A 21,162-nucleotide genomic window follows, 5' to 3' on the forward strand; every position below is an offset into this window, starting at 1 on the left:
CTGGCCCATCGTTGGGGGCTGGTTGCCGACCGAGTGCATTGATTCCTGCCGGCCATTTCACTATAAAATGGCTCCAGCGCAACTAGACATTGGCAATTCGGCAAGCAGAGCGTGCACCAATGCAATATCAGATCAACCATGCGGACCTGTCACTGGTCCTGGCCCTGGAACGCGGCCGCTCCCTGGCAAAGGCTGCCGAACTGCTGAAGGTCGATGTTTCGACGGTGTTCCGCTCGATCCGCCGACTGGAATCGGCGTTGGGCACCGCGTTGTTCGTCAAGAGCCGCAAGGGCTACCTGCCCACCGACACCGCCCAGGCCCTGGCCGAGCAGGCCGAGCGCGCCGAACAGGCGCTGGATGCCGCGCGCATCGCCCTGACCAGCGGCGAACAGGTGGTCAGCGGTACGGTGCGCCTGACCTGCACCGAGGCGGTACTGCACAGCTTGCTGCTGCCGGCACTGGCCGAGTTCATGCCCAACTACCCGGCGCTTTCGCTGGAAATGGGCACCTCCAACACCTTCGCCAACCTCAGCCGACGCGACGCCGACATTGCCCTGCGCCTGACCAACACACCGCCGGAGCACCTGGTCGGTCGCTGCCTGGGCTCGACCAGCTACGTGATCTGCGGCCGCCCCGAACTGCGCGAGCGCCTCGACAGCTCGCCCACCAGCGTGCCATGGATCGCCCCGGACGACTCCATGCAGGACCACGCCACCGTGGTCTGGCGCAACCAGCAGTACCCGGGGCTGAGCCCGCGCTACCAGTGCAGCGGCATGTCGACCATTGCCCAGCTGGTGAGCACCGGCCTGGGCGTGGCGGCACTGCCCGACTATATGGTCCATGCCCTGCCCGGCGTCGATGCACTGAGCGGCCCGCTGCCCGGCTGCGATACCCAGCTGTGGCTGCTGACCCGCCCGGATTGCCGCGCGTTGCGCTCGGTGCAGACCCTGTTCGAGGAGCTGACCCCACGGCTGCGCGACGCGATGCTGTGAGGCTGTTGTGTTTGCGGGCTGGCTGACGTTATTGTCAGCCTCAGGCTTGGCGCCTGTCTGTTCCGGCGCTTTTGCGGGGCAAGCCCGCTCCCGCGGGGTGCTTGCGATGGGGCATCAGAGAAAACAGTCCTTCCCTATTGGCTGGTGATTTTTTAAACTATCGAGTCCGCCTGCCCATTCATGGGCGCACGCCTACCGCATTTGCTACTGAGGAAGACCATGGCCCGCGTAACTGTTGAAGACTGCCTGGAACACGTGGATAACCGCTTCGAGCTGGTCATGCTCTCGACCAAGCGCGCCCGCCAGCTGGCTACCGGCGGCAAAGAGCCACGCGTAGCGTGGGAAAACGACAAGCCAACCGTCGTCGCCCTGCGTGAAATCGCCGAAGGCATCGTCACCAACGAATTCATCGCCGCCGAAGAAATCGTCACCGAGGATCCGGTATTCGCCGCGTTCGAGGACGAGAACAACGAGGCCGTCTGATTGATGCCCAGTCGACACCGTGCGGCGCAAGGCCCTCTTCTTTCGCAAGAGGTGAAACCATGCCGGGTATAGAAGCCCTCGCCGAACGGCTGTCGACTTATCTAGGCCCCGAACAGGTCAACCTGGTTCGCCGGGCCTACTTCTACGCCGAACAAGCCCACGACGGCCAGCGCCGCCGCAGCGGCGAACCCTATGTGACGCACCCGCTGGCGGTCGCCAGCATCCTCGCCGACATGCACATGGACCATCAGAGCCTGATGGCGGCCATGCTGCACGACGTGATCGAAGACACCGGCATCGCCAAGGAAGCCTTGAGCCAGCAGTTCGGCGAAACCGTCGCCGAGCTGGTCGACGGGGTCAGCAAGCTGACCCAGATGAACTTCGAGACCAAGGCCGAAGCGCAAGCGGAAAACTTCCAGAAAATGGCCATGGCCATGGCCCGCGACATCCGCGTGATCCTGGTCAAGCTGGCCGACCGCCTGCACAACATGCGCACGCTGGAAGTGCTGTCCGGCGAAAAACGCCGGCGCATCGCCAAGGAAACCCTCGAGATCTACGCCCCCATCGCCAACCGCCTGGGCATGCACACCGTGCGCGTGGAGTTCGAGGACCTGGGCTTCAAGGCCATGCACCCGATGCGCTCCTCGCTGATCCACCGCGCGGTGAAAAGCGCCCGCGGCAACCGCAAGGAGATCGTCGCCAAGATCGAAACCTCGCTGGCCAACTGCCTGGCAGCCGACGGTATCGAGGGCGAGGTCAGCGGACGGCAGAAACACCTCTACGGCATCTACAAGAAGATGCGTGGCAAGCGCCGCGCCTTCACCGAAATCATGGACGTGTACGCCTTCCGCATCGTCGTCGACAAGGTCGACACCTGCTACCGCGTGCTGGGCGCCGTGCACAACCTGTACAAGCCGCTGCCGGGGCGCTTCAAGGATTACATCGCGATCCCCAAGGCCAACGGCTACCAGTCGCTGCACACTACCCTGTTCGGCATGCACGGCGTGCCCATCGAAATCCAGATCCGCACCCGCGAAATGGAAGAGATGGCCAACAATGGCATCGCCGCGCACTGGCTGTACAAGTCCAACGAGGAAGAGCAGCCCAAGGGCAGCCACGCCCGCGCCCGCCAGTGGGTCAAGGGCATCCTCGAACTGCAGCAGCGCGCCGGCAACTCGCTGGAATTCATCGAGAGCGTGAAGATCGACCTGTTCCCGGACGAGGTCTACGTCTTCACCCCCAAAGGCCGGATCATGGAGCTGCCCAAAGGCTCCACCGCCGTCGACTTCGCCTACGCGGTGCACACCGACGTCGGCAACAGTTGCATCGCCTGCCGTATCAACCGCCGCCTGGCGCCGCTGTCCGAACCGCTGCAAAGCGGCTCGACCGTGGAGATCGTCAGCGCCCCGGGCGCCCGCCCGAACCCGGCCTGGCTCAACTTCGTGGTGACCGGCAAGGCCCGCACGCACATCCGTCATGCCCTCAAGCAGCAGCGCCGCTCCGAGTCCATCAGCCTCGGCGAACGCCTGCTGAACAAGGTGCTGACCGGCTTCGACAGCAGCCTGGAGAAGATCCCCCAGGAGCGCATCCAGGCGATTCTCGCCGAGTACCGCCTGGAACTGATCGAAGACCTGCTCGAAGACATCGGCCTGGGCAACCGCATGGCCTATGTGGTCGCCCGCCGCCTGCTGTCTGCCGACGGCGAAGAGCTGCCGGCACCAGAAGGCCCACTGACGATCCGCGGCACCGAGGGCCTGGTTCTTAGCTACGCCAAGTGCTGCACGCCGATCCCGGGCGACCCGATCGTCGGCCACCTGTCGGCGGGCAAGGGCATGGTCGTGCACCTGGAAGACTGCCGCAACATCAGTGAAATCCGCCATAACCCAGAGAAGTGCCTGCAGCTCTCCTGGGCCAAGGATGTCGCTGGCGAGTTCAATGTCGAGCTGCGCGTCGAGCTGGAACACCAGCGCGGCCTGATCGCCCTCTTGGCCAGCAGCGTCAACGCCGCCGACGGCAACATCGAAAAAATCAGCATGGACGAACGCGACGGCCGTATCAGCGTGGTCCAACTGGTGGTCAGCGTGCGCGACCGCGTGCACCTGGCCCGCGTGATCAAGAAGCTGCGCACCTTGACCGGGGTGGTCCGCATCACCCGGACGCGTGCGTAGTCCGCCAACCGCAAGGAGTCATCATGAGCAAGACTGTCATCACCAGCGACAAGGCCCCTGCCGCCATCGGTACTTACTCTCAGGCGATCAAGGCCGGCAACACTGTGTACATGTCGGGCCAGATCCCGCTCGATCCGAAAACCATGGAACTGGTTGAAGGCTTCGAAGCCCAGACCGTCCAGGTGTTCGAAAACCTGAAGTCGGTCGCCGAGGCCGCTGGTGGTTCGTTCAAGGACATCGTCAAGCTGAACATCTTCCTCACCGACCTGAGCCACTTCGCCAAGGTCAACGAGGTGATGGGCCGTTACTTCGAACAGCCCTACCCTGCCCGCGCCGCCATCGGCGTGGCTGCGCTGCCAAAAGGCGCCCAGGTTGAAATGGACGCCATTCTGGTCCTCGAGTAATGCCCTCAGGTGACGGGCACCGCGCCCGTCACCGCCCCTCCTGCCCCAAGGTTCTCCCCATGCGCCACGCATTGCCTCTGGCATTGGCAGCCCTGCTTCTGGGCGGCTGCGCCAGCCACAAACCCGAAGATTTCAACGGCACCTGGATCAACCAGGACGCCATCGACGCAGTCGTCAAAAGCGGCCGAGTGAGCGAACCGCTGAACAAGAATGGCATCGAGCTCGAATGGAAGCTGGATGTCGCCAGCCAGAAAGCCAGCTTCAGCAATGGTTTCGAAGCGGTCGACGGCCGACTCAGCGCCAACAAGAACAACTGGCAGGTCAGCTTTGACGGTGGCCAGACCGAACAGCTGGAGCTCGATGGCGACGAGCTTCGGGTCGTCAACCCGGCAGGCGCAGAACAGCGCTTCGTACGCAGCGAAGCGGCAAGCATTACCCCGCTGGGTGGCAGCTTCGAGAAGGCGCTGTACAAAGCCTTCCTCGGCGGTGACTGGAAGATCGTCGAGGGCCAGGGCCAAGGCACTACCGTGCGTTTCAGTGACACCGGCAACGTCACCGGGTTGCCTGGGGTTGACCGCTTCGCCATATGCCTGGCGGGCGATTGCGCGACCATGGGCGGCGGCAACGACAGCATGTGGCTGGAGCGCAACCAGCGCGGTGCGCCGTGGATCTTCAAGCGCGATGGCGACACCCTGGAGATCTTCCGGGCGGTGAACCGCGCCCAGCCGGACGAGATGCCCGAGCTGGCTGCCGGCGCCCGACAGTGGGTGCTGGAGAAGGACTGAAACGCCTGCCCGCCCTGTAGGAGCGGCCTTGTGTCGCGAAAGGGCTGCAGAGCAGCCCCGGCGATTTATGCATCACGACTGAAACCCTGGGGCCGCCTTGCGGCCCTTTCGCGACACAAGGCCGCTCCTACACAGAGGCCGCGCCAATGCTGATATCTCAGCTATTCCCCGCAAGAATCGCCGCGTACCCTTCCTTGTAACTCGGATACTGCGGCACCCACCCCAACGCCTTGGCCCGTGCGTTGCTGCAACGCTTGCTGCCGGTACGCCGCACCCGCTGGTCATCCGACCACTCGGTGACGCCCATGTACCCCCGCAGCCAGGCCACCACATCGGCCAAAGGCGCCGGGTCGTCGTCGACACCGATATAGCAGTCTTCCAGCACCACACCACGGGCATCAGCCTGTAACAGGTAGGCCAGCAGGCTCGCCGCATCTTCGGCATGGATCCGGTTGCCATACAGCGGTGGTTCCTCGGCAACGCGATAGCCCTGCCGCACCTGGCTCAGCAACCACTCACGCCCTGGGCCATAGATACCCGTCAGGCGCACGACACTGGCCGGGATGCCGCTGCCCAGGGCGAGCTGCTCGGCTTCAAGCATCACCTTGCCGGAATAGCCCTCGGGCTCGGTGCTGGCAGTCTCGTCGATCCACTCGCCGTCCTTCTGCGCGAAAACGCTGCTGCTGGACACGAACAGCAACCGCCGGGGCAGTTTGCCGCCGCGCTGCAGCCAGGCCAGTACATGCCGCAAGCCCTCGACGTAGGCCGCCTGATAGCCGGCTTCGTCATGCTGGCTGGCCGCCACGCAGTACACCAGGTAGTCCGGATTGCGCTCGGGCCAGTCAGCCGGCATCCGCTGGTCGGACAGGTCGGCGGCGATGGGTTCGACCCCTTTGGGCAACTGCTGTACCGAGCGCCGCAAGCCGCTGACCTGCCAGCCGAGGGCCAGCAGTTGGCGGGCCAGACGACTGCCGACATCACCACAACCTACGATCAAAGCAGATACGTCTGACATGCCAAAACTCCTATTCCTAAAGGAGCAGGCTATAGCGTTCTGGCGATAAACGGCTATACCAAGGTCAAAAAAAGCAATCACATTACTTTTGTTAACAAGAATTAATTGCAATAATGGCCGCCTTGTCTGTTCTCGGCCTGTTTCGAGGCCCTGGAGAACTCAATCTTTTCCTCTTCATCAGGTCCGGCCAGCATGACACGCACTCAACCTTCCGCTTCGCCAACCACGTCGCGCGCCTGGCGCGCCATTGCCGCGCTGATGTTCAGCCTGGTGCTGGCACCCGTGGCAATGGCCGATGAGCCAACCGCCACTGCCGCCACCCCGGCCGCCGCCACCGCTCCGGCTGCGCCGGCCGCTGATGGCCAGGCACCGGTAGGCGCAACCGCGCCGGTTGACGCCCAGGCTCCGGTCGAAGAGAACGTGCAGCCGCTGGTCGAAGACACCTCGTTGGGCATGGCCCACGACCTGTCCCCATGGGGCATGTACAAGAACGCCGACGTGGTGGTGAAGGCCGTCATGATCGGCCTGGCCATCGCCTCGATCATCACCTGGACCATCTGGATCGCCAAAGGCTTCGAGCTGATGGGCGCCAAGCGTCGCCTGCGTGGTGAAATCGCGGCCCTGAAACGCTCGGTGAGCCTCAAGGAAGCCAGCGAAGTCTCCAACAAGGAAGGCACCCTGGCCCACACCCTGGTGCACGACGCCCTCGAAGAGATGCGCCTGTCGGCCAACGCCCGCGAAAAAGAAGGCATCAAGGAGCGTGTCAGCTTCCGCCTCGAGCGCCTGGTGGCCGCCAGCGGTCGCACCATGAGCAGCGGCACCGGCGTGCTGGCCACCATCGGTTCCACCGCGCCGTTCGTCGGCCTGTTCGGTACCGTGTGGGGCATCATGAACAGCTTCATCGGCATCGCCAAGACCCAGACCACCAACCTTGCCGTGGTTGCCCCGGGTATCGCCGAAGCCCTGCTGGCCACGGCCCTGGGCCTGGTTGCAGCGATCCCGGCAGTGGTCATCTACAACGTCTTTGCCCGCTCTATCGCCGGCTACAAGGCGCAAGTATCCGACGCCTCCGCTCAGGTACTGCTGCTGGTCAGCCGTGACCTGGACCACCAAGGTGGCGAACGCGCCACCCCGCACATGGTGAAAGTGGGGTAAGCCATGGGCCTGCATCTGAACGAAGGTGGCGACGACCTCGCCGAGAACCACGAAATCAACGTCACGCCGTTCATCGACGTGATGCTGGTGCTGCTGATCATCTTCATGGTCGCCGCCCCCCTGGCCACGGTCGACATCAAGGTCGACCTGCCCGCCTCGACCGCCAAGCCGGCGCCAAGGCCGGAGAAGCCGGTGTTCGTCAGCGTCAAGGCCGACAAGAAGCTGTACCTCGGCGATGACCTGGTGGCCCAGCAGGACCAGCTTGGCGCGATGCTCGACGCCAAGACCAAGGGTGACAAGGAAACCACCATCTTCTTCCAGGCTGACAAAGGCGTCGATTACGGCGACCTGATGGAAGTGATGAACACCATGCGCGCCGCCGGCTACCTCAAGGTTGGCCTGGTCGGGCTCGAGACGGCAGCCAAGAAATGACGAAAACGCGCTCAAACATGGCGCGCTACGGCATCGGCCTGGCCATCGTGCTGGCCGTGCACGTGGTCGCCGTGGTGCTGACGCTCAACTGGTCGGTGCCCCAGGCCATCGAGCTGCCACCGGCAGCCATGATGGTCGAACTGGCACCGCTGCCCGAGCCCGCCCCACCGCCACCGCCGAAGGCCGCACCGAAACCGCCGACCCCGGTCGAGGAACCGCCGCTGCCGAAACTGGCAGAAGCGCCAAAACCGAAAATCGCCATCCCCAAGCCGCCCAAGCCCAAGGCCAAGCCGCAGCCGCCCCAGCCTGAGAAAAAGCTCGAGCAGCCCAAGGACGAAGCGCCGGCCAAGGACGACGTCGCGGATACCCCGCCGAGCAATTCGCCACCGCAGAAGTCGGCGGCACCGGCACCGAGCATCGCCTCGAACAGCAATGCCCTGCCGAGCTGGCAGAGCGACCTGCTGCGCCACCTGGCGAAGTACAAGAAATACCCCGAGGACGCTCGCCGTCGCGGCTTGCAGGGCATCAACCGCCTGCGTTTCGTCGTCGACGCCGAAGGCAAGGTGGTCTCGTACTCGATGGCGGGTGGATCGGGCAGCGCGGCGCTGGACCGGGCCACAATGGAAATGATCCGCCGGGCCGGCACGGTACCCAAGCCTCCGGCTGAGCTGTTGACCAATGGCACGATCGAAGTCGTTGCACCGTTCGTCTACTCGCTGGACCGACGCTGACGCTTTTGTTTCTGTCACAAAACGGCAAGTCTGATAACGTGCGTCTATCAATTGCAGCCGCTATGCTGGGGCCGCAACTTCATGGACGCACGTTATGACCCTCACCGAACTTCGCTACATCGTCACCCTCGCCCAGGAGCAGCACTTCGGCCACGCCGCCGAGCGTTGCCACGTCAGCCAGCCCACCCTGTCGGTCGGGGTGAAGAAGCTCGAGGACGAGCTCGGCGTGCTGATCTTCGAACGCAGCAAGAGCGCGGTGCGCCTCACGCCGGTCGGCGAGAGCATCGTCGCCCAGGCGCAGAAGGTCCTGGAACAGGCCCAGGGTATCCGCGAACTGGCCCAGGCCGGCAAGAATCAGCTGACTGCCCCACTCAAGGTTGGCGCCATCTATACCGTCGGCCCCTACCTGTTCCCGCACCTGATCCCGCAGCTGCACCGCGTGGCGCCGCAGATGCCGCTGTACATCGAAGAGAACTTCACCCACGTGCTGCGCGAAAAGCTGCGCAATGGCGAGCTTGACGCGGTGATCGTCGCCCTGCCGTTCAATGAAGCCGACGTGCTGACGATGCCGCTGTACGACGAGCCCTTCTGCGCGCTGATGCCGGCCGACCACCCGTGGACCGCGAAGAAGACCATCGACACCGCCATGCTCAACGACAAGAGCCTGCTGCTGCTGGGCGAAGGCCACTGCTTCCGCGACCAGGTACTGGAAGCCTGCCCCACCCTCAACAAGGGTGGCGAAGGCGCCAAGCACACCACGGTCGAGTCCAGCTCGCTGGAAACCATCCGCCACATGGTCGCCTCCGGCCTGGGCGTCTCGATTCTTCCGCTGTCGGCGGTGCACAGCCACCACTACGCGCCCGGTGTCATCGAGGTTCGCCCGCTGACTTCGCCGGCGCCGTTCCGCACCGTGGCCATCGCCTGGCGCGCCAGCTTCCCGCGGCCCAAGGCCATCGAGATTCTTGCCGACTCGGTCCGCCTCTGCTCGGTGGCCAAGGCGCCCGTGGCACAACCGGCCTGACCCCATGACCGAGCTGTCGAATGTGCCGGTCACCGCGCTCAAGGGCGTTGGTGATGCCATGGCGGAGAAACTCGCCAAGGTTGGCCTGGAGAACCTGCAGGACCTGCTGTTCCACCTGCCCCTGCGCTACCAGGACCGCACCCGCGTGGTCCCCATCGGCCAACTGCGGCCAGGGCAGGACGCAGTGATCGAAGGTGTGGTCAGCGGCGCCGACGTGACCATGGGCAAGCGCCGCAGCCTGGTCGTGCGCCTGGGCGACGGCACCGGTGTGCTGAGCCTGCGCTTCTATCACTTCAGCAATGCGCAAAAGGAAGGCCTCAAGCGCGGCACCCACGTGCGCTGCTATGGCGAGGCCCGCCCCGGCGCCTCGGGGCTGGAGATCTACCACCCCGAGTACCGCGCACTGAACGGCGACGAGCCGGCAGCGCCGGTGGAACAGACCCTGACGCCGATCTACCCGACCACCGAAGGCCTCACCCAGCAGCGCTTGCGCCTGCTGTGCCAGCAGAGCCTCGGCCAGCTCGGGCCACGCAGCCTGCCCGACTGGCTGCCCGACGAGCTGGCCCGTGACTACCAGTTGGCGCCACTGAGCGACGCCATCCGCTACCTGCACAACCCACCGGCTGACGCCGATGTCGATGAACTCGCCGAAGGCCAACACTGGGCCCAGCACCGCCTGGCCTTCGAAGAGTTGCTGACCCACCAGCTGTCCCAGCAGCGCCTGCGTGAAAGCCTGCGCAGCCTGCGCGCGCCGGTGCTGCCCAAGGCCACTCGCCTGCCCGCGCAGTACCTGGCCAACCTGGGTTTCAACCCCACGGGCGCCCAGCAACGGGTCGGCAACGAAATCGCCTACGACCTCAGCCAGCCCGAACCGATGATGCGCCTGGTGCAGGGCGACGTCGGCGCCGGCAAGACCGTGGTTGCCGCCCTCGCCGCGCTGCAGGCGCTGGAGGCCGGCTATCAGGTCGCGCTGATGGCGCCGACCGAGATCCTCGCCGAACAGCACTTCATCACTTTCAAGCGCTGGCTCGAACCGCTGGGCATCGAAGTCGCCTGGCTGGCCGGCAAGCTCAAGGGCAAGGCCCGCGCCAGCGCCCTGGAGCAGATCGCCGGCGGAGCGCCAATGGTGGTCGGCACCCATGCGCTGTTCCAGGAAGAAGTGCGCTTCAAGCACCTGGCCCTGGCGATCATCGACGAACAGCATCGCTTCGGCGTGCAGCAACGCCTGGCCCTGCGCAAGAAGGGCGTCAACGGCGAGCTGTGCCCACACCAGCTGATCATGACCGCCACCCCGATCCCGCGCACCCTGGCCATGAGTGCCTACGCCGACCTGGACACCTCGATCCTCGACGAGCTACCGCCCGGGCGCACGCCGGTCAATACCGTGCTGGTGGCCGACAGCCGCCGCTTCGAAGTGGTCGAGCGGGTCCGCGCCGCGTGCGCCGAGGGGCGCCAGGCCTATTGGGTATGCACGCTGATCGAAGAGTCCGAAGAACTGACCTGCCAGGCGGCCGAAAGCACCTTTGAAGACCTCGGCAGCGCCTTGGGCGAATTGCGCGTGGGCCTGATCCACGGGCGCATGAAGCCCGCGGAGAAGGCTGCGGTGATGGCTGAATTCAAGGCTGGCAACCTGCAGTTGCTGGTGGCCACCACGGTCATCGAGGTCGGCGTGGACGTACCCAACGCCAGCCTGATGATCATCGAGAACCCCGAGCGCCTGGGCCTGGCCCAACTGCACCAGTTGCGCGGCCGGGTTGGCCGGGGCAGCGCCGTGAGCCACTGCGTGCTGCTGTATCACCCACCGCTGTCGCAGATCGGCCGCGAGCGCCTGGGCATCATGCGCGAAACCAACGACGGCTTCATCATCGCCGAAAAGGACCTGGAACTGCGCGGCCCCGGCGAGATGCTCGGAACCCGCCAGACCGGCCTGCTACAGTTCAAGGTCGCCGACCTGATGCGCGACGCCGACCTGCTGCCGGCCGTGCGCGATGCCGCCCAGGCCTTGCTGGCGCGCTGGCCCCACCACGTCAGCCCGCTGCTCGACCGCTGGCTGCGCCACGGCCAACAATATGGCCAAGTGTGACGGCCGTCCCAATACAGAACCAGCTTGCCGATCAGGCTGGTTATACTTCGCCTTCAAAGGAATTAGTGGATACAGGCCATGACTGAAGTTGCTCTGGATATCGCAACCCCACACGCACCGTCTGTCATCCGGCTGTTGCTCGAAAAACTCGGCGTACCCTATGTCGAGGTGCCAGAAAGCCCGAAGCAGTCGCCCGCATCGAAGGTTCAGGCCATCCTGCTCGATGACGAAGTCGGCGCCCTGCTGGTGCTGTACCCGCAGAGCAAGCTGCTGGACCTCAACCGCCTCGAGGAGCTGACAGGCCGCAAGCTCAAGGCCGTGCCGTTGCCGCGCCTCAAGCAGATGCTCGACAAGCACCATCTCAAGACCCTGCCGGCCATCCCGGCACTCACCAGCTCGCCTTGCCTGTATGAAGGCAAGCTGCTCGAGCAAGAGCACCTGCTGATCCAGTCGGGCGAGTCGGGCATCTTGCTGTCGATCAAGCACGACGACTTCAAGCGCATGTTGCACAAGTCCAGTGCCGGCAGCTTTGGCCAGCCGGTCCGCGAGATTCGCCCCAACCTCGACCGCCCGAATGACGACTCCAAGGAGATCACCCAGGCCGTCCAGGCCTTCACCGCTCGACGTATCCAGAAGCGCCTGGAAGAAACCATCGAGATCCCGCCACTGGCCGATACTGCGCAAAAAATCATCAAGCTGCGGGTCGACCCCAATGCCAGCACCGATGACGTCACTGGCGTGGTGGAAACCGACCCCGCCCTGGCCGCCCAGGTGGTCAGCTGGGCGGCATCGCCCTACTACGCCTCGCCGGGCAAGATCCGCTCGGTGGAAGACGCGATCGTGCGGGTGCTGGGCTTCGACCTGGTGATCAACCTGGCCCTCGGCCTGGCCCTGGGCAAGACCCTGAGCCTGCCCAAGGACCATCCGCAACAGGCCACCCCCTACTGGCAGCAGTCGATTTATACCGCTGCGGTCATCGAGGGCCTGACCCGTGCCATGCCACGCCCGGAGCGCCCGGAAGCCGGCCTGACCTACCTCGCCGGCCTGCTGCACAATTTCGGTTATCTGCTGCTGGCCCACGTGTTCCCGCCGCACTTCTCGCTGATCTGCCGCCATCTGGAGGTCAATCCGCATCTGTGCCACAGCTATGTGGAGCAGCACCTGCTGGGGATCAGTCGCGAGCAGATCGGCGCCTGGCTGATGAAGCTGTGGGACATGCCCGAAGAGCTGTCCACCGCCCTGCGCTTCCAGCACGACCCATCGTACGAAGGCGAGCACTCGGCCTTCCCCAACCTGGTCTGCCTGTCGGTGCGCCTGCTGCGTTCGCGGGGTATCGGTTCGGGCCCGCAGGACGAAATCCCGGATGCCCTGCTCGATCGCCTGGGGCTGACCCGGGACAAGGCCGAGGAAGTGGTGAACAAGGTGCTGGAGGCAGAAGCCTTGCTGCGTGAGCTGGCATCGCAGTTTCACGCGCCGCACTGATTGAGCCGGGCGCCTGTCCTGTGGGAGCGGGTTTACCCGCGAATGCGGTGGTTAATCCACAAGCGTATTCGCGGGTAAGCCCGCTCCCACAGGTGCATTGTTCTGTGTTGTATATCAGCCCTTCTTCTTCGGCTTCAGGTATTTCATCAAGCCCTGGAACCAGATCACCAGCGCCGGGTTGCCCTTGATCTGGATGCTCTTGTCTTGAATGCCCTGCATGAACGCCAGCTGCTTGTTACCCGCCTGCAGGGTGGCGAAGCCGTAGCCGGCATCCTTGAAGGCAATGGCGAACGCCGGTTGCGGGTGCAGGCCGCCCTTGCTGCTGATGCGTTGATCCTTGACCACGAAATGGCGGGCCACCTTGCCGTCCAGCGTCTGCATCTGGAACACCAGGTCCTTGTCCTGCAGCTGCTGCTGGAACGCCGGGTTGTTGCGGCTGGCCTTGGCCATCAGCAGACCCATGGCCCAGAGAAGAAAGCGAAACTTCATCAACGCGCCTCGATTGAAAAATGACTGAGTCGCGCAGTTTATCCGCTTCCTGGGCAGTTTATGCAAGTTCGCTGCATTTTCACCGCAGAAACACAACGGGCGCCTCAAGGGCGCCCGTTCGAATGACCGTTGTCGTTGCCGATCACTTCTTCTTGGCAGGCTTGGCCGGTACGTTGACGCTGTCGCGCAGGTTCTTGCCTGGCTTGAAGGCGACGGTGTTGCTGGCCTTGATCTTGACCGGCTCGCCGGTTTGCGGGTTCTTGCCGGTGCGGGCGCCACGGTGACGTTTCTCGAAGGTGCCGAAACCGACCAGGGTGACGGTGTCCTTGTCGAGTGCGCCGGTGATGCTGTCGAGAATCGCGTTCAAGACCTGGTTGGCCTTTTCCTTGGTCAGATCGGCCTTGTCGGCGATGACGGCGGCGAGTTCTGGTTTACGCATAGTGAAGCCTCTTTGACGGAATTTCTTGTTGTTATGCCGTGCTGCCAAGGGCGGCAGCGTTCAAGGCACCGCAGGCTCTAGGCTGCGGTAGACGCCAGTGAGAATGGCACGCCGTCCGGGGCCGCGCCAGTACCTGGGCGGCCATTGTCGCGGCAAGAACAGGAGAAATCCGACAGAACGCCCGTCATTTACGCCATCAGCGGCGGTAACTGGCGATTCAGCGCCAGTTTCTCCATGACGGCCGCGCCCGTGAGGGCGTAGCCCAGCAACTGGCCGTCAGCCCCGTGGCACAGCACTTTGAGGTCGGCGCCGCTGCCTTCCACCTGCCAGCTACCTTCCAGGCCGGCGGGTGGCGGTGACACCACCAACGGGCAGGCCGGGGTCTTCACGGTGACGGGCATCGGCCCATAGGCGACCTCCGTGGGGTTGCCGGCCAAGGTCTGGGCCAGGGCACGGGCGCAGGCCATCAGGGGCATGACGTACAGCAGGTTGATGCCATCGACTTCGGCGCAATCGCCCAAGGCAAAGATATTGGCGTGGGAGGTGCGCAGCTGGCGATCGACCACCACGCCACGGTTCACCTGCAAACCGGCGGCGGCCGCCAGGTCGGTGCGTGGGCGCAGGCCAATGGCTGAAACCACCAGGTCGCAGGGGATCACGCTGCCGTCGGACAGGTGCGCTTCGAGGGCCGCGCCTGCCCGCTGCAGACGGGTCAGCACCGGCCCCAGGTGGAAGCGCACGCCCAGGCCCTCGAGGCCCGCCTGCACGGCGCTGGCAGCAGCGGGGTGCAGCAGGGTCGGCATCACCTGCTCGCAGGGTGCCACCACGTTGCACTGGTAGCCACCCAGGGTCATGTCGTTGGCGAACTCGCAGCCGATCAGGCCGGCACCGAGGATCAGTACCCGTTGCTTGCCGGCAGCGGCGGCACGGAAGCGCGCGTAGTCCTCGAGGTCGTTGATCGGGAACACCTGGTCGCCGGCATCGCCTTCAACCGGCACCTGCACGGTCTGCGCGCCCCAGGCCAGGATCAGGTCGCGGTACTCGACCGCTTCTTCACCGATCCACAGGCGTTTGTGCCCTGGGTCGATACCGCTGATCCGGGTATGGGTGCGAACTTCGGCCTTGAGCTGCTCGGCCATGGCGCCGGGCTCGGCCATGCACAGGCCATCGGCGTCCTTGCCCTTGGCGAAACCGGTGGAGAGCATCGGCTTGGAGTAGGAGCGGCCGTCGTCGGCGGTAATCAGCAGCAGCGGCGTTTCGCTGTCGAGCTTGCGAAACTCGCGGGCCAGGTTGTAGCCGGCAAGGCCGGTGCCGATGATCACCACGGGGGACGTCATGCAGGTGCTTCCTCTTCCAGTAGGGTTGCGATCAGCCGATGGCGATCATTTCGAAATCGCTCTTGCCCACGCCGCAGTCGGGGCACAGCCAGTCTTGCGGCACGTCTTCCCAACGGGTGCCCGGGGCGATGCCGTCATCCGGCCAGCCTTCGGCTTCGTCGTAGATCAGGCCACAGACAATACATTGCCACTTCTTCATGGGGGGTCGTTCCTCGGTCAGGCTTGATGTGTCGCTGCTGATGACCTCTATCGCGGGGCAAGCCCGCTGCCACTGGACTTGCGTAGACCCAGTGGGAGCGGGCTTGCCCCGCGATAGAGGCACCGCGCAATCTCGTCCGGGCTTTGTACTGTATGCAAGCCGCCAGGGCAATCATGCTAAGCTCGCCGCCTCTCTGGCTGTCACAAGCATACCGACGTGTCGTACGAAACCCCGCAAGCAGCCGCTGTCGCGTGGCTGCCGTATCCACAACTGGCGAGCGCGCTCGACCAGCCGACCCTCGACTGGCTGTTCGACCAAGGCTCCCTGACCCGCCGCCTGACCCAACTGTCCCACGACCACTTCAGCGTCACGCCCTTGTTCGAAGGCTGGCAAGCGCTGCGCGATGACGAATGCGCAGCGCTCGGCCTTGCGCCCGGCGAAGAGGGCTGGGTGCGTGAGGTCTACCTGCGCGGCCACGGCCAGCCCTGGGTGTTCGCCCGCAGCGTGGCCGGGCGCAGTGTGCTGGAACGCGGCGGCCTGGACCTGGAAACCCTGGGCACCCGCTCGCTCGGCGAGTTGCTGTTCTGCGACCAGGCGTTCGTCCGCCACCCCATCGAAGTGTGCAGTTATCCACAGGGCTGGTTGCCTGCCGAGGCCGCCCATGCCGGGCTGTGGGGGCGGCGTTCGCGCTTCGAGCGTGCCGGCCTCGACCTGCTGGTGGCAGAGATTTTCCTGCCGGCACTGTGGCAAGCGGCCAAGGAGGCAACCTGCTGATGTACCTGCAACTGCTCAAATCGCTCAACCGCCTGCACCCACGGGCCTGGGACTTCGTCCAGCTGAGCCGCATGGACCGCCCGATCGGCATCTACCTGCTGTTGTGGCCGACGCTGATGGCCGTGTGGATCGCCGGCAATGGCGCACCCAGCGTGGCCAACGTGCTGATCTTCGGCCTGGGGGTGGTGCTGATGCGTGCCGCCGGCTGCTGCATCAACGATTTCGCCGACCGCAAGGTGGACGGCCACGTCAAGCGCACCGCCGACCGGCCGCTGGCCAGTGGCCGGGTCAAGCCACGCGAAGCCCTGGTGCTATTCGCCGTGCTGGTGGGGGTGAGCTTCCTGCTGGTGCTGTGCACCAACGCCAAGACCGTCTGGCTGTCGTTCGGCGCCGTGGCCCTGGCGTTCTGCTACCCGTTCATGAAGCGCTACACCTATTACCCGCAGGTGGTGCTGGGTGCCGCGTACTCCTGGGGCATCCCCATGGCCTTCACCGCCGCCGGCGGCGAGCTGCCGGCCGCCGCCTGGCTGCTGTACATCGCCAACCTGCTGTGGACGGTGGGCTATGACACCTACTACGCCATGGTCGACCGTGACGACGACCTGAAGATCGGGGTGAAATCCACCGCCATCCTGTTCGGCGAAGCCGACCGGGTGATCATCCTCAGCCTGCAGTTGCTGTCGCTGGGCTGCCTGCTGCTGGCCGGCAGCCGTTTCGAGCTGGGAGGCTGGTTCCATCTGGGGTTGCTGGCGGCAGCGGTGTGCTTCGCCTGGGAGTTCTGGTCGACGCGCAAGCTGGACCGGGACGCCTGCTTCAAGGCGTTCCTGCACAACCACTGGGCGGGGATGCTGATCTTCATCGGGGTGGTGCTGGATTACGCGTTGCGTTGAAACCGTTGGGGCTGCTTTGCAGCCCTTTCGCCGGCAAGCCGGCTCCCACAAGGGCACACGCTGTACTGTGGGAGCCGGCTTGCCGGCGAAAGGGCCGCAGGGCGGCCCCGGCAATCTCAGGGCTTGGCCACGTGCCAGACGTCCTTCATGCCATCGCCGGTCATGTCCCCGGCTTTCTTGTCCTTGACGAAGGTGTACAGCGGCTTGCCATCGTAAGCCCACTGCATCGACCCGTCGTCACGCTTGATCTGCGTCCACTTGCCTTCGGCTTTTTCGCCGGCCGTGACCTTCAACGGCGGCCAGTTGGTCGCGCAATCACCGTTGCACATCGACTTGCCGCCTGCATCCTTGTCGAAGGTGTACAGGGTCATGCCGTTGTGGTCGACCCACATGCCATCCTTCTCCATGGCGTGATGAGCCGACGCCACCCCCGGCACTGCCAGCGCAGCGCAAAGGGCCATCCAGCTCAGCGTATGTCGTGTCATTGGAATCACCATCGTTTCGGGGGGTGGAAAGGTTCTGGTAGCCGCTGCAGCGGCCCTGTGAAGCCTAGCCCAGTCATGCAATGTCGCCAGAACTGCCCATGCCCTGTCACACAGCTGCAATAATTCCGTTATCTAATGCGGGCCAAGACACCGTTCCCGGGAGAGGTAATTGAGCATGGTTGGCAGAAACATTCTGATCGTCGACGACGAAGCGCCTATCCGCGAGATGATCGCCGTTGCATTGGAAATGGCTGGCTATGACTGCCTTGAGGCGGAGAACTCGCAGCAGGCCCACGCCATCATCGTCGACCGCAAGCCGGACCTGATCCTGCTCGACTGGATGCTGCCGGGCACCTCGGGCATCGAACTGGCACGCCGCCTCAAGCGCGACGAGCTGACCGGCGATATCCCGATCATCATGCTCACCGCCAAGGGCGAAGAGGACAACAAGATCCAGGGCCTCGAAGTCGGCGCCGACGACTACATCACCAAGCCGTTCTCACCGCGCGAGCTGGTGGCGCGCCTCAAGGCCGTGCTGCGCCGCACCGGCCCGAGCGACAGCGAAGCCCCCATCGAAGTGGGCGGCCTGCTGCTCGACCCGATCAGCCACCGCGTGACCATCGACGGCAGGCCTGCCGAGATGGGCCCCACCGAATACCGCCTGCTGCAGTTCTTCATGACCCACCAGGAGCGCGCCTACACCCGCGGCCAGCTGCTCGACCAGGTCTGGGGCGGCAATGTCTACGTCGAGGAGCGCACGGTCGACGTGCACATCCGCCGCCTGCGCAAGGCGCTGGGTGAAGCCTACGAAAATCTGGTACAAACCGTCCGCGGCACTGGCTATCGGTTCTCGACCAAGAGCTGATCGAAGCCCAGACGCCCGTAGTACAAGGACTGTCAATTGAACCAGAACTGGCACGCAACCCTGATTCGCCACATGTTGCTGCTGATCACCGTCTGCCTGATCGGCGGCCTGGTCAGCGGCTTCTACGGCTGGAGCCTGGCCATCGGCCTGGCGTTCTACCTGGGCTGGACGCTCAAGCAGCTGCTGCGCCTGCACGACTGGCTGCGCCACCACCAGCCCGATGAGGCACCGCCAGACGGCTATGGCCTGTGGGGCGAGGTGTTCGACAGCATCTATCACCTGCAGCGCCGCGACCAGCGCGTGCGTGGCCGCCTGCAGGCGGTGATCGACCGGGTGCAGGAGTCCACCGCCGCACTGCGTGACGCGGTGATCATGCTCGACAGCGAAGGCAACCTGGAGTGGTGGAACCGCGCTGCCGAAACCCTGCTGGGCTTCAAGACCCCGCAGGACGGCGGCCAACCGGTGACCAACCTGGTGCGCCACCCACGCTTCAAGGAATACTTCGAAGCGGAAAACTATGCCGAGCCGCTGGAGATCCCCTCACCGATCAACGACCGCCTGCGCGTGCAGCTGCAACTCACCCGCTACGGCAACAACGAGCACCTGATGCTGGTTCGCGACGTGACCCGCATCCATCAGCTCGAACAGATGCGCAAGGACTTCGTCGCCAACGTCAGCCACGAGCTGCGCACGCCGCTGACGGTGATCACCGGTTACCTGGAAACCCTGCTGGACAACGTCGAAGGCGTGAACCCGCGCTGGGGCCGTGCGCTGCAACAGATGAGCGCGCAAGGCTCGCGCATGCAGACCCTGCTCAACGACCTGCTGCTGCTGGCCAAGCTCGAAGCCACCGACTACCCCTCGGACAACCAGCCGGTGCTGGTCGACGCCCTGCTCACTGCCATCAACAACGATGCCCAGGCGCTGTCCGGCCCGCGCAACCAGCGCATCACCCTGGAGGCCGCACCCGGCATCCGCTTGAAGGGCAGCGAGTCGGAACTGCGCAGCGCGTTTTCCAACCTGGTGTTCAACGCCGTCAAGTACACCCAGGATGAAGGCACTATCCGCATTCGCTGGTGGGCCGATGACCAGGGCGCGCACCTGTCGGTGCAGGATTCTGGCGTTGGCATCGAGGCCAAGCACCTGCCGCGACTGACCGAACGCTTCTACCGCGTCGACTCCAGCCGCGCCTCCAACACCGGCGGCACCGGGTTGGGCCTGGCGATCGTCAAGCATGTGCTGATGCGCCATCGCGGGCGCCTGGAAATCAGCAGCGTGCCGGGGCATGGCAGCACCTTCACCTGTCATTTCGCGCCGGCACAGTTGGTGGCAAACAAAGCGTGACATCAACGAGGGCTGCTTTGCAGCCCTTTCGCCGGCAAGCCGGCTCCCACCCCGACCGTGCTGCTCTCAAGCCATGTGCTGTACCTGTGGGAGCCGGCTTGCCCGCGATGGGGCGTGTAGCGGCCCTTTGCTTTTGCGGCTTCAGCCGCTACATTGGATCCCCTGTGCCAGCAAAAGCTGGCACTTTTTTTCTTACTTTTCAGCAGACGGACCCCGTAAAACTCCATCATGGACCCTTCCCCTGGTATCAGCCTCACCTCGTTGTTCGCCGATTTCGGCATGATTCTCTTTGCCTTGTTCCTGGTGCTGCTCAACGGCTTCTTCGTTGCCGCCGAGTTCGCCATGGTCAAGCTGCGCTCCACCCGCGTCGAATCCATCGCCGAGCTGCATGGCTGGCGTGGCAGCATCCTGCGCAAGGTACACAACCAGCTCGACGCCTATCTGTCGGCCTGCCAGCTGGGCATCACCCTGGCTTCGCTGGGCCTGGGCTGGGTCGGCGAGCCGGCGTTCGCCCACCTGCTCGAACCGCTGCTGGCCTATTTCGGCGTCGACTCTCCCGAACTGATCAAGGGCATCTCGTTCTTCGTCGCGTTCTTCGTCATCTCCTACCTGCACATCGTGGTCGGCGAGCTGGCGCCCAAGTCCTGGGCGATCCGCAAACCCGAGCTGCTGTCGCTGTGGACGGCGGTGCCGCTGTACCTGTTCTACTGGGCGATGTACCCGGCCATCTACCTGCTCAACGCCAGCGCCAACACCATCCTGCGCATCGCCGGGCAAGGCGAGCCCGGCCCGCACCACGAGCACCACTACAGCCGCGAGGAGCTCAAGTTGATCCTGCACTCCAGCCGCGGCCAGGATCCGAGCGACCAGGGCATGCGCGTGCTGGCCTCGGCAGTGGAGATGGGCGAGCTGGAAGTGGTCGACTGGGCCAACTCACGGGAGGACATGGTCAGCATCGACGCCCATGCCCCGCTCAAGGACATCCTCGCGCTGCTGCGCCGGCACAAGTTCAGCCGCTACCCGGTGTACGACGCCGAGCGCGAAGAGTTCACCGGCCTGCTGCACATCAAGGACCTGCTGCTGGAGCTGGCCGAACTGGACCACCTGCCGCAGACCGTCGACCTGGACGACCTGGCCCGGCCGCTGGAGCGGGTGTCCCGGCACATGCCGCTGTCGCAACTGCTCGAGCAGTTCCGCAAGGGCGGCGCGCACTTCGTGCTGGTCGAGGAGGCCGACGGCAAGGTGATCGGCTACCTGACCATGGAAGACGTGCTGGAAGTGCTGGTGGGCGACATTCAGGACGAACACCGCAAGACCGAACGCGGCATCCTCGCCTACCAGCCCGGAAAGCTGCTGGTACGGGGCGATACGCCGCTGTTCAAGGTCGAGCGGCTGCTGGGGATCGACCTTGATCACATCGAGGCGGAAACCCTTGCCGGCTTGATCTACGAGACCCTCAAGCGCGTGCCTGAGGAAGAGGAAGTGCTGGAGGTCGAAGGCCTGCGCATCATCATCAAGAAGATGAAAGGGCCGAAGATCGTGTTGGCCAAGGTGCTCAAGCTGGATTGATCAGCATCTGCAACCTATCG

The 21,162-nt window shown here is 64.6% G+C and carries 22 protein-coding genes; 16 read left to right on the forward strand and 6 right to left on the reverse strand.

Annotated features, from left to right (window positions below; genetic code table 11):
* The first annotated feature begins 119 nt into the window (after positions 1 to 119).
* The 5 genes from ACQ4N9_RS19020 (at position 120) to ACQ4N9_RS19040 (ending at position 4,832) form a co-directional block, all read left to right on the forward strand.
* Positions 120 to 992, forward strand: a complete 873-nt coding sequence (locus ACQ4N9_RS19020; RefSeq protein ID WP_110991991.1) for a LysR family transcriptional regulator — start codon at positions 120 to 122, stop codon at positions 990 to 992.
* A gap of 219 nt (positions 993 to 1,211) precedes the next feature.
* Positions 1,212 to 1,475, forward strand: a complete 264-nt coding sequence (rpoZ, locus tag ACQ4N9_RS19025) for a DNA-directed RNA polymerase subunit omega (RefSeq protein ID WP_003253383.1) — start codon at positions 1,212 to 1,214, stop codon at positions 1,473 to 1,475.
* A gap of 59 nt (positions 1,476 to 1,534) precedes the next feature.
* Positions 1,535 to 3,643, forward strand: coding sequence for a bifunctional GTP diphosphokinase/guanosine-3',5'-bis pyrophosphate 3'-pyrophosphohydrolase (spoT, locus tag ACQ4N9_RS19030; protein ID WP_110991990.1), 2,109 nt, complete (start codon positions 1,535 to 1,537; stop codon positions 3,641 to 3,643).
* Positions 3,644 to 3,666: 23 nt separating this feature from the next.
* Complete coding sequence (locus tag ACQ4N9_RS19035) at positions 3,667 to 4,047, forward strand: RidA family protein (RefSeq protein ID WP_110991989.1); 381 nt, start codon at positions 3,667 to 3,669, stop codon at positions 4,045 to 4,047.
* Positions 4,048 to 4,106: 59 nt separating this feature from the next.
* Positions 4,107 to 4,832, forward strand: coding sequence for a hypothetical protein (locus ACQ4N9_RS19040; protein WP_390969568.1), 726 nt, complete (start codon positions 4,107 to 4,109; stop codon positions 4,830 to 4,832).
* Positions 4,833 to 4,989: 157 nt separating this feature from the next.
* On the opposite strand, the gene ACQ4N9_RS19045 is transcribed toward ACQ4N9_RS19040, so the two are convergent.
* Positions 4,990 to 5,847, reverse strand: coding sequence for an SDR family oxidoreductase (locus ACQ4N9_RS19045; RefSeq protein ID WP_390969569.1), 858 nt, complete (start codon positions 5,845 to 5,847; stop codon positions 4,990 to 4,992).
* A 192-nt stretch (positions 5,848 to 6,039) separates the two neighbouring features.
* Between ACQ4N9_RS19045 and exbB the strand changes: the two genes are divergently transcribed.
* The 6 genes from exbB (at position 6,040) to ACQ4N9_RS19075 (ending at position 12,751) form a co-directional block, all read left to right on the forward strand.
* Positions 6,040 to 7,002 (forward strand): tonB-system energizer ExbB, encoded by a 963-nt coding sequence (exbB, locus tag ACQ4N9_RS19050; protein ID WP_125466068.1) that lies wholly within the window; start codon positions 6,040 to 6,042, stop codon positions 7,000 to 7,002.
* Positions 7,003 to 7,005: 3 nt separating this feature from the next.
* The gene (exbD, locus tag ACQ4N9_RS19055) at positions 7,006 to 7,434 is read left to right on the forward strand and encodes a TonB system transport protein ExbD (protein WP_110991985.1); all 429 of its coding nucleotides are present in this window, start codon (positions 7,006 to 7,008) and stop codon (positions 7,432 to 7,434) included.
* Positions 7,431 to 8,165 carry an energy transducer TonB gene (locus tag ACQ4N9_RS19060; protein ID WP_390969572.1) on the forward strand — a complete coding sequence of 245 codons (735 nt, stop codon included), beginning with the start codon at positions 7,431 to 7,433 and terminating at the stop codon, positions 8,163 to 8,165. Before exbD ends, ACQ4N9_RS19060 begins: the two co-directional genes overlap by 4 nt.
* Positions 8,166 to 8,259: 94 nt before the next feature.
* Complete coding sequence (locus ACQ4N9_RS19065) at positions 8,260 to 9,186, forward strand: hydrogen peroxide-inducible genes activator (protein ID WP_125466070.1); 927 nt, start codon at positions 8,260 to 8,262, stop codon at positions 9,184 to 9,186.
* A 4-nt stretch (positions 9,187 to 9,190) separates the two neighbouring features.
* On the forward strand, positions 9,191 to 11,269 hold the full coding sequence (gene recG / locus ACQ4N9_RS19070; RefSeq protein WP_390969574.1) for an ATP-dependent DNA helicase RecG: 2,079 nt from the start codon (positions 9,191 to 9,193) through the stop codon (positions 11,267 to 11,269).
* Positions 11,270 to 11,347: 78 nt separating this feature from the next.
* The gene (locus tag ACQ4N9_RS19075) at positions 11,348 to 12,751 is read left to right on the forward strand and encodes an HDOD domain-containing protein (protein ID WP_390969575.1); all 1,404 of its coding nucleotides are present in this window, start codon (positions 11,348 to 11,350) and stop codon (positions 12,749 to 12,751) included.
* 114 nt (positions 12,752 to 12,865) lie between these two features.
* Here the strand turns inward: ACQ4N9_RS19075 and ACQ4N9_RS19080 are convergent, their stop codons facing one another.
* The 4 genes from ACQ4N9_RS19080 to ACQ4N9_RS19095 form a co-directional block, all read right to left on the reverse strand.
* Positions 12,866 to 13,240, reverse strand: a complete 375-nt coding sequence (locus ACQ4N9_RS19080) for a helicase (protein WP_125466073.1) — start codon at positions 13,238 to 13,240, stop codon at positions 12,866 to 12,868.
* 142 nt (positions 13,241 to 13,382) lie between these two features.
* Positions 13,383 to 13,679 carry an HU family DNA-binding protein gene (locus ACQ4N9_RS19085; protein WP_110991978.1) on the reverse strand — a complete coding sequence of 99 codons (297 nt, stop codon included), beginning with the start codon at positions 13,677 to 13,679 and terminating at the stop codon, positions 13,383 to 13,385.
* A gap of 188 nt (positions 13,680 to 13,867) precedes the next feature.
* Entirely contained in the window at positions 13,868 to 15,016 is a 1,149-nt protein-coding gene (locus ACQ4N9_RS19090) for an NAD(P)/FAD-dependent oxidoreductase (RefSeq protein ID WP_390969578.1), read from the reverse strand.
* 31 nt (positions 15,017 to 15,047) lie between these two features.
* Complete coding sequence (locus ACQ4N9_RS19095; RefSeq protein ID WP_008091623.1) at positions 15,048 to 15,215, reverse strand: rubredoxin; 168 nt, start codon at positions 15,213 to 15,215, stop codon at positions 15,048 to 15,050.
* Between the two features lie 216 nt (positions 15,216 to 15,431).
* Between ACQ4N9_RS19095 and ACQ4N9_RS19100 the strand changes: the two genes are divergently transcribed.
* Positions 15,432 to 15,989: a chorismate--pyruvate lyase family protein gene (locus ACQ4N9_RS19100; protein ID WP_390969581.1), complete on the forward strand. Its 558-nt coding sequence runs from the start codon at positions 15,432 to 15,434 to the stop codon at positions 15,987 to 15,989.
* Positions 15,989 to 16,879 carry a 4-hydroxybenzoate octaprenyltransferase gene (ubiA, locus tag ACQ4N9_RS19105; protein WP_390969583.1) on the forward strand — a complete coding sequence of 297 codons (891 nt, stop codon included), beginning with the start codon at positions 15,989 to 15,991 and terminating at the stop codon, positions 16,877 to 16,879. Before ACQ4N9_RS19100 ends, ubiA begins: the two co-directional genes overlap by 1 nt.
* Positions 16,880 to 16,995: 116 nt before the next feature.
* Here ubiA and ACQ4N9_RS19110 read toward each other — a convergent pair whose 3' ends face one another.
* Positions 16,996 to 17,364: a COG4315 family predicted lipoprotein gene (locus ACQ4N9_RS19110; RefSeq protein ID WP_110991974.1), complete on the reverse strand. Its 369-nt coding sequence runs from the start codon at positions 17,362 to 17,364 to the stop codon at positions 16,996 to 16,998.
* Positions 17,365 to 17,539: 175 nt separating this feature from the next.
* On the opposite strand from ACQ4N9_RS19110, the gene phoB reads away from it, so the two are divergent.
* The 3 genes from phoB to ACQ4N9_RS19125 all read left to right on the forward strand — a co-directional run bounded on the left by phoB (position 17,540) and on the right by ACQ4N9_RS19125 (position 21,142).
* A complete protein-coding gene (phoB, locus tag ACQ4N9_RS19115) occupies positions 17,540 to 18,229 on the forward strand; it encodes a phosphate regulon transcriptional regulator PhoB (RefSeq protein ID WP_011536427.1) in 690 nt (229 codons plus the stop codon).
* Between the two features lie 72 nt (positions 18,230 to 18,301).
* A complete protein-coding gene (gene phoR, locus ACQ4N9_RS19120) occupies positions 18,302 to 19,573 on the forward strand; it encodes a phosphate regulon sensor histidine kinase PhoR (RefSeq protein ID WP_390969659.1) in 1,272 nt (423 codons plus the stop codon).
* 228 nt (positions 19,574 to 19,801) lie between these two features.
* Positions 19,802 to 21,142 (forward strand): hemolysin family protein, encoded by a 1,341-nt coding sequence (locus tag ACQ4N9_RS19125; protein WP_390969587.1) that lies wholly within the window; start codon positions 19,802 to 19,804, stop codon positions 21,140 to 21,142.
* Positions 21,143 to 21,162: the final 20 nt, after the last annotated feature.

This window comes from Pseudomonas sp. ES1, assembly GCF_050586605.1.
GTDB lineage: Bacteria > Pseudomonadota > Gammaproteobacteria > Pseudomonadales > Pseudomonadaceae > Aquipseudomonas > Aquipseudomonas sichuanensis.

What these genes read in the sequence shown, in the direction of transcription:
- ACQ4N9_RS19065 (WP_125466070.1), top strand. Translation starts at nt 8,260, where the DNA reads ATGACCCTCACCGAACTTCGCTACATCGTCACCCTCGCCCAGGAGCAG.
- ACQ4N9_RS19040 (WP_390969568.1), top strand. Translation starts at nt 4,107, where the DNA reads ATGCGCCACGCATTGCCTCTGGCATTGGCAGCCCTGCTTCTGGGCGGC.
- ACQ4N9_RS19080 (WP_125466073.1), bottom strand. Translation starts at nt 13,240, where the DNA reads ATGAAGTTTCGCTTTCTTCTCTGGGCCATGGGTCTGCTGATGGCCAAG.
- phoR (WP_390969659.1), top strand. Translation starts at nt 18,302, where the DNA reads ATGTTGCTGCTGATCACCGTCTGCCTGATCGGCGGCCTGGTCAGCGGC.
- ACQ4N9_RS19075 (WP_390969575.1), top strand. Translation starts at nt 11,348, where the DNA reads ATGACTGAAGTTGCTCTGGATATCGCAACCCCACACGCACCGTCTGTC.
- ACQ4N9_RS19035 (WP_110991989.1), top strand. Translation starts at nt 3,667, where the DNA reads ATGAGCAAGACTGTCATCACCAGCGACAAGGCCCCTGCCGCCATCGGT.
- ACQ4N9_RS19020 (WP_110991991.1), top strand. Translation starts at nt 120, where the DNA reads ATGCAATATCAGATCAACCATGCGGACCTGTCACTGGTCCTGGCCCTG.
- ACQ4N9_RS19085 (WP_110991978.1), bottom strand. Translation starts at nt 13,679, where the DNA reads ATGCGTAAACCAGAACTCGCCGCCGTCATCGCCGACAAGGCCGATCTG.
- spoT (WP_110991990.1), top strand. Translation starts at nt 1,535, where the DNA reads ATGCCGGGTATAGAAGCCCTCGCCGAACGGCTGTCGACTTATCTAGGC.
- phoB (WP_011536427.1), top strand. Translation starts at nt 17,540, where the DNA reads ATGGTTGGCAGAAACATTCTGATCGTCGACGACGAAGCGCCTATCCGC.
- ACQ4N9_RS19090 (WP_390969578.1), bottom strand. Translation starts at nt 15,016, where the DNA reads ATGACGTCCCCCGTGGTGATCATCGGCACCGGCCTTGCCGGCTACAAC.
- ACQ4N9_RS19110 (WP_110991974.1), bottom strand. Translation starts at nt 17,364, where the DNA reads ATGACACGACATACGCTGAGCTGGATGGCCCTTTGCGCTGCGCTGGCA.
- exbD (WP_110991985.1), top strand. Translation starts at nt 7,006, where the DNA reads ATGGGCCTGCATCTGAACGAAGGTGGCGACGACCTCGCCGAGAACCAC.
- ACQ4N9_RS19045 (WP_390969569.1), bottom strand. Translation starts at nt 5,847, where the DNA reads ATGTCAGACGTATCTGCTTTGATCGTAGGTTGTGGTGATGTCGGCAGT.
- ACQ4N9_RS19060 (WP_390969572.1), top strand. Translation starts at nt 7,431, where the DNA reads ATGACGAAAACGCGCTCAAACATGGCGCGCTACGGCATCGGCCTGGCC.
- ACQ4N9_RS19095 (WP_008091623.1), bottom strand. Translation starts at nt 15,215, where the DNA reads ATGAAGAAGTGGCAATGTATTGTCTGTGGCCTGATCTACGACGAAGCC.
- exbB (WP_125466068.1), top strand. Translation starts at nt 6,040, where the DNA reads ATGACACGCACTCAACCTTCCGCTTCGCCAACCACGTCGCGCGCCTGG.
- ACQ4N9_RS19125 (WP_390969587.1), top strand. Translation starts at nt 19,802, where the DNA reads ATGGACCCTTCCCCTGGTATCAGCCTCACCTCGTTGTTCGCCGATTTC.
- rpoZ (WP_003253383.1), top strand. Translation starts at nt 1,212, where the DNA reads ATGGCCCGCGTAACTGTTGAAGACTGCCTGGAACACGTGGATAACCGC.
- ubiA (WP_390969583.1), top strand. Translation starts at nt 15,989, where the DNA reads ATGTACCTGCAACTGCTCAAATCGCTCAACCGCCTGCACCCACGGGCC.
- recG (WP_390969574.1), top strand. Translation starts at nt 9,191, where the DNA reads ATGACCGAGCTGTCGAATGTGCCGGTCACCGCGCTCAAGGGCGTTGGT.